Annotated in this window: 1 pseudogene; it reads left to right on the plus strand. The window is 60.0% G+C overall.

The window, feature by feature from the left end:
- Positions 1-245, plus strand: a pseudogene (locus tag SB753_RS40380) (LysR family transcriptional regulator); the annotation flags it as partial.

Consider the following 245-nt stretch of genomic DNA (forward strand, 5'->3'; position numbering starts at 1 on the left):
GGAGGGTGACCTGGCGGCGCATACGTTTCGGGAGCAGGTCTTCGACACGTTAGATCTCGCGTTCAGCGCCGCTACTCGCGGGTTGGGCGTGGCGCTAGGCGATCTGAACCTGCTTGAAGAGAATCTGGCGAGCGGCTCGCTGGTGACTCCGTTTGACCGAGTGGTAGAGACCGGCGCCGGATACTTCCTGGTGCATCCGCCGCGCAATGAATATCGTGAAAAGTTGAAGCCGCTTTTGAAGTGGC

Source organism: Paraburkholderia sp. SIMBA_053 (genome assembly GCF_046534895.1).
In the GTDB taxonomy this organism is placed as follows: Bacteria; Pseudomonadota; Gammaproteobacteria; order Burkholderiales; family Burkholderiaceae; genus Paraburkholderia; species Paraburkholderia caledonica.